This window comes from Streptomyces palmae, from assembly GCF_004684805.1.
GTDB classification, from domain to species: Bacteria; Actinomycetota; Actinomycetes; order Streptomycetales; family Streptomycetaceae; genus Streptomyces; species Streptomyces palmae.
This window is the reverse complement of the sequence record NZ_SRID01000285.1, coordinates 1-9,191: the sequence shown is the minus strand read 5'-3', so window position 1 is coordinate 9,191 and position 9,191 is coordinate 1. Positions and strand designations below refer to the sequence as shown.

9 protein-coding genes are annotated in these 9,191 nt (G+C 73.6%); 6 read left to right on the top strand and 3 right to left on the bottom strand.

All coding sequences use genetic code 11. From position 1 onward, the window contains the following. Window positions 1-988: PP2C family protein-serine/threonine phosphatase (locus E4099_RS24005; protein ID WP_135341199.1), on the top strand; the 988-nt coding region annotated here is incomplete at its 5' end. 409 nt (window positions 989-1,397) lie between these two features. After that, window positions 1,398-2,879, top strand: coding sequence for an aminopeptidase P family protein (locus E4099_RS24000; protein WP_135341198.1), 1,482 nt, complete (start codon window positions 1,398-1,400; stop codon window positions 2,877-2,879). A 158-nt stretch (window positions 2,880-3,037) separates the two neighbouring features. Here E4099_RS24000 and E4099_RS23995 read toward each other — a convergent pair whose 3' ends face one another. Further along, window positions 3,038-3,544: an anthrone oxygenase family protein gene (locus E4099_RS23995; protein ID WP_135341197.1), complete on the bottom strand. Its 507-nt coding sequence runs from the start codon at window positions 3,542-3,544 to the stop codon at window positions 3,038-3,040. 152 nt (window positions 3,545-3,696) lie between these two features. Between E4099_RS23995 and E4099_RS23990 the strand changes: the two genes are divergently transcribed. After that, window positions 3,697-4,632 carry an AraC family transcriptional regulator gene (locus E4099_RS23990; RefSeq protein ID WP_135341196.1) on the top strand — a complete coding sequence of 312 codons (936 nt, stop codon included), beginning with the start codon at window positions 3,697-3,699 and terminating at the stop codon, window positions 4,630-4,632. Window positions 4,633-4,782: 150 nt separating this feature from the next. Here E4099_RS23990 and E4099_RS23985 read toward each other — a convergent pair whose 3' ends face one another. Continuing rightward, window positions 4,783-5,235 carry a MarR family winged helix-turn-helix transcriptional regulator gene (locus tag E4099_RS23985; protein ID WP_245245125.1) on the bottom strand — a complete coding sequence of 151 codons (453 nt, stop codon included), beginning with the start codon at window positions 5,233-5,235 and terminating at the stop codon, window positions 4,783-4,785. Between the two features lie 155 nt (window positions 5,236-5,390). On the opposite strand from E4099_RS23985, the gene E4099_RS23980 reads away from it, so the two are divergent. The 3 genes from E4099_RS23980 to E4099_RS33165 all read left to right on the top strand — a co-directional run bounded on the left by E4099_RS23980 (window position 5,391) and on the right by E4099_RS33165 (window position 7,202). Further along, on the top strand, window positions 5,391-6,461 hold the full coding sequence (locus tag E4099_RS23980; protein WP_209446710.1) for an SMP-30/gluconolactonase/LRE family protein: 1,071 nt from the start codon (window positions 5,391-5,393) through the stop codon (window positions 6,459-6,461). Between the two features lie 102 nt (window positions 6,462-6,563). Further along, a complete protein-coding gene (locus E4099_RS23975) occupies window positions 6,564-6,920 on the top strand; it encodes a PRC-barrel domain-containing protein (RefSeq protein WP_135341195.1) in 357 nt (118 codons plus the stop codon). A gap of 114 nt (window positions 6,921-7,034) precedes the next feature. Further along, window positions 7,035-7,202, top strand: coding sequence for a hypothetical protein (locus E4099_RS33165; protein ID WP_167828460.1), 168 nt, complete (start codon window positions 7,035-7,037; stop codon window positions 7,200-7,202). Window positions 7,203-7,233: 31 nt separating this feature from the next. On the opposite strand, the gene E4099_RS23970 is transcribed toward E4099_RS33165, so the two are convergent. Beyond that, window positions 7,234-9,191, bottom strand: a 1,958-nt coding sequence (locus E4099_RS23970; RefSeq protein ID WP_135341194.1) for an ATP-dependent Clp protease ATP-binding subunit, incomplete at its 5' end; no start/stop codon positions are given.

The following is a 9,191-nucleotide window of genomic DNA, read 5'->3' as shown; positions in this document are numbered from 1 at the left end:
GTCCGGGACCCCGGGCCCCGCACCCCGGGGTCCCGGACCCCGCGGCCCCGGACCGGCCGCGCCCGCGCCGACCGGCGGCATCCCCTCCGCTTCCGGGCCGCCACGGGCCCGTACCGACGGGGACGCGGCCGTACCCGGTCGGCTCGGCGCGGTGGTCTGGCTCTATGACGAACCGACCGAGCCGGCCGAGCGCCAGCGCCGGCTGCTCGGCCTGTACTGCCAGTACGCCGCCGAACACCTGGCCCGGCTGGTGGAGCTCACCCGCGCCCGGAGGACCGCCGCCACCCTGCGGGAGGAGTTGCTGCCCGCTCGGCTGCCCCGCGTCCCCGGCGTCCGGCTCGCGGTCCGGCACCGCGCCGGCGCGGAAGGGGGCGGTGACTGGTACGACGCGCTGGCGCTGCCCGAGGGCGCGCTGGGGCTGGCGGTCGGCGCGGTCTCCGGCTCCGGACCCAGCGCGGTCGCCACGATGGGGCGGCTACGGGCCTCCCTGCGGGCGTACGCCGTGATGGAGGGCGAGGATCCGGTCGCCGTCCTCTCCGATCTGGAGCTGCTGCTGCGGCTGACCGAGCCGGCCCGTACCGCCACCGCGCTCTTCGGCTACTGCGAGCCGGCGCTGCGCCGGGTGGTGCTGGCCGGGGCCGGCCACTGCCCGCCGCTGATCGTCGGCGACCACCGCACCGAGTTCGTGGAGACCACGCTCTCCGCGCCGCTGGGCATGCTGTCCTGCTGGGAGGCGCCCAGCGTGGTGATCGAGGCGCTCAGGGGGGAAACGCTCCTCCTGTACAGCGACGGGCTGCTGCACCGCACCGGCGACGACATGGACCGCGCCTTCGCCCGGCTGCACGCCGCGGCGGCCGGGGTGCCCAGATCCCTGCGGCACGACCCGGACGCGCTGGCGGACCACGTACTGCGCACCGTACTGCCGCACCCGCCCGCCGCCGCGGACCGCACCGAGGACGTGGTGCTGCTCGCCGCCCACTTCGACTGAGCGGGCCGAGCAGACTCAGCGGACTCGGCAGGCTGGGGCGGGCTCGGCGGTCCGAGCAGGCTTGGCGGTCTGACCAAGCTGAGCGGGCTCGGCGGCCTCAGCAGACTCGGTAGCAAGAGCGGGCCCGGCGGCTCGGCGGACTCGGCCGTAGACAGAGCGGACTCAGCGCACTCAGCGCACTCAGCGCACTCAGCAGGCTCGGCGGACTCGGCAGGCCGAGCGGCGACCGGCCGCCGGGGCGGAGAGCGCGGTGGCGGGACGGGAACCGACCTCGCCGGTGGGGATCGGGCGGCCGAGCCGCGCGGGACGGTGTGCCGGATCGCCCCTGTTCGCCAGATACGTCACACCCGTGTTCCGGCCACTGGGCCCACGCCTACGATGGACGTCGGCCCATTGCGAGGAGGAACACGTGACCGAGCAGCCGACCGCCGCCGAGTCCCCGGAGACCCTGGAGACCGCGGAGGAGGAAGCGCCGATCAAGCAGCGGAAGAACGGCCTGTACCCGGGCGTCTCCGACGAGCTTGCCGAGAACATGCAGTCCGGCTGGGCCGACACCGAGCTGCGCGACCTGCAGCCGGTCGAGCAGGCCCGCTACGCCGCCCGCCGCCGCGCCGCGCTCTCCGCGCGCTTCCCCGGCGAGCGCCTGGTCATCCCCGCGGGCAACCTCCGTACCCGGTCCAACGACACCGAGTACGCCTTCCGCGCCGCCACCGAGTACGTGCACCTCACCGGTGACCAGACCCAGGACGGCGTGCTGGTGCTGGAGCCCGCCGGCGAACAGGGCCACGAGGCCACCCTCTACCTGCTGCCCCGCTCCAACCGGGCCAACGGCGAGTTCTGGCTGGACGGCCAGGGCGAGCTGTGGGTGGGCCGCCGCAACAGCCTGGCCGAGGCCGCGCAGCTGCTCGGCCTGGCCTGCGCGGATGTGCGCGAGGCGGCCGACGTGCTGCGCGCGGCCACCGGCCCGGTACGGATGGTGCGCGGCCACGACGCGGGCATCGAGGCGGCGCTGGCCGGCCGCACCACCGCCGAGGGCGACGAGGAGCTGCGGGTCTTCCTCAGCGAGCTGCGCCTGGTCAAGGACGAGTGGGAGATCGGCCAGCTGCAGACCGCGGTGGACTCCACGGTGCGCGGCTTCGAGGACGTGGTGAAAGTCCTGGACCGGGCCGAGGCCACCTCCGAGCGCTACATCGAGGGCACCTTCTTCCTGCGCGCCCGGGTCGAGGGCAACGACGTCGGCTACGGCTCCATCTGCGCGGCCGGCCCGCACGCCACCACCCTGCACTGGGTGCGCAACGACGGCCCGGTCCGCTCCGGCGAGTTGCTGCTGCTGGACGCGGGGGTGGAGACGCACAGCCTCTACACCGCGGACGTCACCCGCACCCTGCCGATCAACGGCCGCTTCACCCCGCTCCAGCGCAAGATCTACGACGCGGTGTACGAGGCCCAGGAGGCCGGTATCGCCGCGGTCCGGCCCGGCGGGCGGTTCCTCGACTTCCACGAGGCCGCGCAGCGGGTGCTGGCCACCCGGCTGGTGGAGTGGGGTCTGTTCGGCGACCTGGACGTGGAGAAGGTGCTGGAGCTCGGCCTCCAGCGCCGCTGGACGCTGCACGGCACCGGGCACATGCTCGGCCTGGACGTGCACGACTGCGCGGCCGCCCGCCGCGAGTCCTACGCGGAGGGCGTCCTGGAGCCGGGCATGTGCCTGACCGTGGAGCCCGGCCTGTACTTCCAGGCCGACGACCTCACCGTCCCCGAGGAGTACCGGGGCATCGGCGTCCGGATCGAGGACGACATCCTGGTGACCGAGGACGGCAACCGCAACCTCTCCGCGGCGCTGCCGCGCACCGCGGACGCGGTCGAGGCGTGGATGGCGGAACTCCGGGGCTGACCCCCGACGACGCGAGGGCCCGCCGCCCGGCCGAGAAAGAAGCCGGGCGGCGGGCCCTCGCGTTCGCGCCGCACTTCGCGCCATCGCGTTCATGCTGCGCTCACGCCCGCACGTTCGCGCCCTCGCGTTCACGCCCGCACGCTCACGCGTCCTACCGGTCACCCCCGGCTGGTGCGGCCGTGCAGGACCAGCGCCCAGCTCAGGCAGCCGAAGGCAGCCGTGGAGACCACCGCCCGCACGATGTTCCAGCGCACCCACACCGTCTCGAACCGCTCCCGTACCGCCGCCAGGTCGTGGATGCGGGCCGGGTCGCCGGCCGCGTCCAGCTGGTCGTTGAGCGGGATGTTGAAGGCCACCGTGATCACGAACATGGCCAGGTAGAGCGCGAGTCCGGCCACCAGCCAGGGCAGCGGCGCCCGGTCTCCGCCGCGGTACTGGAGGAACAGCGCCAGCCCGGTGAGCAGCAGCGCCCCCATGAAGCTGATCATGAACCAGCCGTTGACGATGGCCACGTTGATGCGCTGCATCGCGGTCACGAAGGTCCGGTCGTCGGACTGCCGCAGCCCGGGCATCACCGCGCAGGAGAAGGCGTAGAAGAGCCCCGCGCCCAGCCCCGTGGTCACCGTCGCCGCGATCAGTGCCGCGCTCCGTATCGTCGCCGTCATCGTCCCCGTCCTCCTGCCGTCGCGCGGGCCGCTCTCCGCCGTGCCGCGCCTCTCTTCGGTGCTCCCAGTCAAGCCGCCGCACGCCGTCCGGAACATGAGTGATCGGCTCGCGCCCATACGTCTGCGTCTCGGCGCGATCTACGCTGTGGCGCATGGACGTTCTCGCCGGACTTCTGGACGGGCCGCGGGCCCGCGGGGCCTTTCTCCTGCGGGCCGTCCTCGATCCGCCGTGGTCGATGCGGGTGGCGGACCGGGCACCGCTGACCCTGGTGAGCGTGGTCCGCGGCACGGCCTGGGCGATCCCGGACGGCGGCGCGCCGCACCGGCTGGGCCCCGGGGACATCGCGATCATGCGGGGCCCGGACCCGTACGTCTTCGCGGACGACCCGGCCACCGCGCCGACCATCCTGGTCCACCCCGACGGCCACACCAGCACCCTGGACGGCACGGAGCTGTGCGAGTCCATGGAGCTGGGAGTGCGCACCTGGGGCGACCGGCCGGACGCCGAGACGATGCTGCTGGTCGGCACCTACCGGATGGGCGGCGAGATCAGCCGCCGGCTGCTCGGGATGCTGCCGGCCATGCTGGTGCTCCCGCACCACTCCTGGGACTCCCCGCTGATCGCCCTGCTGGAGGAGGAGATAGCCAAGGACCGGCCGGGTCAGGAGGTGGTCCTGGACCGGCTGTTGGACCTGCTGCTGATCGCCGCGCTGCGCGCCTGGTTCGCCGGCCCGGAGGCGGCGGCCCCCGGTTGGTACGTGGCCCAGGGCGACCCCGTGGTGGGCCGCGCGCTGCGGCTGCTGCACGACGATCCGGCGCGCCCCTGGACGGTGGCGGAGCTGGCCGCCGAGTCCGGGGCGTCCCGCGCCGCGCTCTCCCGGCGCTTCAGCGAGCTGGTCGGTGAACCGCCGATGGGCTATCTGACCGGCTGGCGGCTGGCCCTCGCCGCGGATCTGCTGCGCGAGCCGGACTCCACCCTGGAGGCGGTGGCCCGCCGGGTGGGGTACGGCAGCGCGTTCGCGCTGAGCGCGGCGTTCAAGCGGGTGCGCGGGGTCAGTCCGCAGGAGTACCGGATGGGGGCGGCGTGACGGGAGCCGCCCGGAGGTGTCCGGGGCTGCTCGAACATCCGCCCGCCCGCCCCGAATGCCTGCGAGCCGCCGCGGCGGTGGCCGGCACCGGCTGAGCCCGGAGCCCGGAGAGCCACCACCGCGGAACCGACTGCCCCCGGCGGTCTGGGGCTACTTCGGCTCCGGGCCCGGGCGGACCGCTTCCAGGAGGTCCACGCAGCGGTCGAGCAGGGCGATCAGGGTGGTGCGCTCCTCCTCGGTGAACTCCTCGGCCAGGGCCCGTTCGACCCGTACCGCGCGGGCGTCCGCGTCCGCGAGCACCGTCTGCCCGGCCTCGGTGAGCCGGGTCTCCAGCACATTGCCGTGCCAGGCGTGCGGGGTGCGGTCCACCAGCCCGCGCTCCTGGAGGTTCTTCAGCACGGTGTTCATGGTGGGCGGGGTGACGGCGCAGGCCCGGGCCAAGCCGGCGGCCGAGATACCCGGGTGCTCCGAGAGGTGGAGCAGCGCCGCGTACTGCGGGACGGTCAGCCCCGCCGGCTTCAACACGGCCTGCTTGGTCGCATGAAGCGCCTGGTGGGTGCGTTTGACGTACGCACCGAGGCGTTCGGAGCTGGGCATCGTCATCTTCGCATCGTAATCAGCCCTTCGATCCCTCACGAAACTTAGGACTCTTGCCTGCATTCGCCTCCTTACGGTCATTCGAACCTTGCCGAAGATTAGGGTTCTAACTATGGTTACGGCTCACCTGATCGTTTGAGAGCTCGGGAGAAGAGACCTCCATGCCTCGGCACCTTCCGCACCCCCGTCCGCGTACCCGCCCGACCGGCACCGCCCGGACCACCGCTCTGGCGCTGGGCGCCGCCGCGCTCACCCTGCTCACCGGGGCGCTCGGCCCGGCGGCGCTGGCCGCCGGCCCCGCCGCGGGCCCTGCCGCCTCGGCACCCCTCACCAGGGACACGGCCCGTATCAGCACCGCCTACGTGCTGCCCGGGGACCGCGTCTACCCGGAGGGCATCGCCGCCGACCCGCGCTCCGGCGCGCTCTACGTCTCCTCGTTCACCACCGGCGCCGTCTACACGGTCACCCCGGGCCGACGCACCGCGGAGGTGTTCCTGCCGGCCGGTACGGACGGGCGGACCACCGCCGGCGGCCTCAAGGTGGACCGGGCGGGCCGGCTGTGGGTGGTCTCGCAGGACGGCTTGTCGGTGTACGACACCGGCAGCCGCACCCTGCTGGCCCGGCTCGATCCGCCGAAGCCGGGCGCCTGGCTCAACGACGTCGCCCTCGCCCCGGACGGCACCGCCTACGTCACCGACAGCCGGCTCGACCTGGTCTACCGGGTCACCCCCGGCGACCTGCGCCGGGCCACCGAGAACGGTGGCACCGCCGCCCTGCGCACCGGCTACGACCTGGCCGCCGCCCTCCCCGGCCACCCCGCCGGCTCCTTCGCGCTCAACGGGATCGCGGTGGACCCGGCCGGCCGCTACGTCCTCACCGTCGACATGACCAGCGGCAAGCTGTACCGGCTGGACCCGGCCTCCGGCGGGGTGGAGGAGGTGGCCCTGCGCGGCGCCGACCTGGTCGACGGGGACGGTCTGGAGCTGCGCCACGGCACCCTGTGGGCCGCGCACAACCGCAGCGACAGCATCACCCGCTGGCACCTGTCCGGGGACGGCCGCGGCGCGCGGCTGGAGCGCAGGGTCACCGACACCGCCCTGCAGACCCCGACCACCCTGGTCCGCAGCCAGGGCCGGATCCTGGTCGTCCGCTCCCAGTTCGACAAGGGCGGCCCGATGGGCCCGGGCACCCCGGACGGCCCGTTCACCGTCGCCGCGGTGGACGGCGTCTGAGGCCGTGCGCGGAATCGCGGAACGCCCGGTCCGGGCGCCATGAAGTGGCCCGGACCGGGCGAACGATGGACCATGTAATCAGCCGACAGCGGGAGGTCCATCGTGTTCGAGCCGGACGACATCCGCGAGTGGCGCGACCATGATGTGGTCGACGAGGGCGGCAGCAAGATCGGCAGCCTGGAGTCGATCTACGTGGACACCGCCACCGACCAGCCTGCCTTCGCCACGGTCGCCACCGGTATGCCGATGCGGCGCCGGCTGGTGTTCGTACCCCTCGACGGGGCCCGGGTGGGTCCCGGCTACCTGAAGGTCCGCTACGCGAAGAACCAGGTCAAGGACGCCCCGTCCATCGACCTCGACGGGGTGCTGCCCGCCGAGGAGGAATCCGCCGTCTTCGCCCACTACAAGCTGGAGTACCGGACCGGGACGGGCGGCGAACGACGCCTGGCCCGCCGCTGAGGCGGCGCCCCCGGGCGTACCGATCCGACTCGGGCCTGCCCCGCCGGCGCCGGCCGGGGACCGGCGGCAGGCCCGGCCGGCCGACGCACCGACGGCCGAGGAGGACCCGGTGCCATGACGCTCTTCCTGCTACTGATCCTCATCGCCATCGTGCTCGGCCTGATCGGCGTGGTCGCCGCGAGCCTCGGCTACCTGCTGGTCATCGGCGTGATCGTGTTCCTCGCCGCCTTCGTCTACCTGGGGCTCCGGGTCCGCCACAACGCCCGGCGCCCGCCGCGCTGAGACCCGCGTGCCGGCCGGTCGGCCGATCGGCTCATCCGGACACCGAGGTGGCCGGCGCGGCGGTCGGCCGCACGGCCAGTTCGCCGTCGGCCACGTCCACCGCGGCCGTGTCGCCGGGGCTGAGCGTGCCGTCCAGCAGCATGGTGGAGAGCCGGTTGTCCAGCTCGGTCTGGATGGTGCGGCGCAGCGGACGGGCGCCGAACTCGGGCTGGTAGCCGCGGTTGGCCAGCCATTCCTTGGCGGACTCGGTGACCGTGAGGTCGACCTGCTGGGCGCGCAGCCGGCGGCGGCTGCGGTCCAGCAGCAGGTCCACGATCCGCACCAGGTCCTTCCGGGTCAGCGCGTGGAAGACGATGACCTCGTCGACGCGGTTGAGGAACTCGGGCCGGAAGTGCGCCTGGAGGTCGGCCATCAGTTCGTCCCGGATCTCCTCGACCGCCCCCTGGTGCGCCAGGATCCGCTGGGAGCCGAGGTTGCTGGTCATGATGACCACGGTGTGGCGGAAGTCGACGGTACGCCCCTGGGCGTCGGTGAGCCGCCCGTCGTCCAGCACCTGGAGCAGCAGGTTGAAGACGTCCGGGTGGGCCTTCTCCACCTCGTCGAAGAGCACCACGGTGTACGGCTTGCGGCGCACCGCCTCGGTGAGCTGGCCGGCCTCCTCGTACCCCACGTAGCCGGGCGGGGAGCCCACCAGCCGGGAGACGGTGTGCTTCTCCTGGAACTCGCTCATGTCGAAGCGGACCATCCGGTCGGCGTTCCCGAACAGCAACTCCGCGAGCGCCTTGGCCAGTTCCGTCTTGCCGACACCGGTGGGCCCCAGGAACAGGAAGCTGCCGGTGGGACGGTCCGGGTCCCCCATGCCGGCCCGGCCGCGCCGTACCGCCTGGGCGACCGCGGACACCGCCTCCTCCTGACCCACCACCCGCTCGTGCAGGGCGTCCTCCAGCCTCATCAGCCGGTCCCGCTCGGTCTCGGTGAGCTGCGAGAGCGGGATGCCGGTACGGGCCGAGAGCACCTCGGCGATGTCCTCGGCGGTGACGCTGGGCGCCCGCTCCCGCCCGCCGCCGACCGCGGCCAGCTCCTCCTCCACCTGCCCGATGCGCTCCTTGAGCTCCCCGGCGCGCTCGTAGTCCTCGGTGCTGACCGCCTCGTCCTTCTCCCTGCGCAGCCTGGTGAGCCGGTCCTCCAACTCGTCCGCCTCGACCGAACCGCCCACACTGCGCAGTCCCACCCGGGCCCCGGCCTGGTCCATCAGGTCGACGGCCTTGTCCGGCAGGAAGCGGTCGGCGACATAGCGGTCGGACAGGGCCGCGGCGGCGTCCAGCGCCTCGTCGGTGAAGCGCACCTGGTGGTGGGCCTCGTAGGCGTCCCGGAGCCCGCCCAGGATCTCGACCGTCTCCGCCACGCTCGGCTCGGGCACCATGACCGGCTGGAAGCGGCGTTCCAGCGCGGCGTCCTTCTCGATGTACCGGCGGTACTCGTCGATGGTGGTCGCGCCGACCACGCTGAGGTCGCCCCGGGCCAGTGCCGGCTTGAGGATGTTCCCGGCGTCCATGGCGCCCTCGCCTCCCCCGCCCGCGCCGACGACGGTGTGCAGCTCGTCGATGAACAGGATGACGCTCTTGTCGGCCGCGGTGACCTCGTCGATCACCTTCTTCAGCCGCTCCTCGAACTCCCCCCGGTACTTGGACCCGGCGACCAGCCCGGCGAGGTCCAGGCCCACCACCCGGCGGTCCCGCAGCGCCCTGGGCACCTCCCCGGCGACGATCCGCTGCGCCAGCCCCTCGACGATCGCCGTCTTGCCGACGCCGGGCTCCCCGATGAGCACCGGGTTGTTCTTGGTGCGCCGGGAGAGGACCTCCACGGTCTGCTCGATCTCCTCGGCCCGGCCGACCACCGGGTCCAGCCGGCCGGCCCGCGCCTCCTCGGTGAGGTCGCGCCCGTACTCGTCCAGGGTCGGGGTGTCGCCGGGCCCGCCCGCCCCGCGTC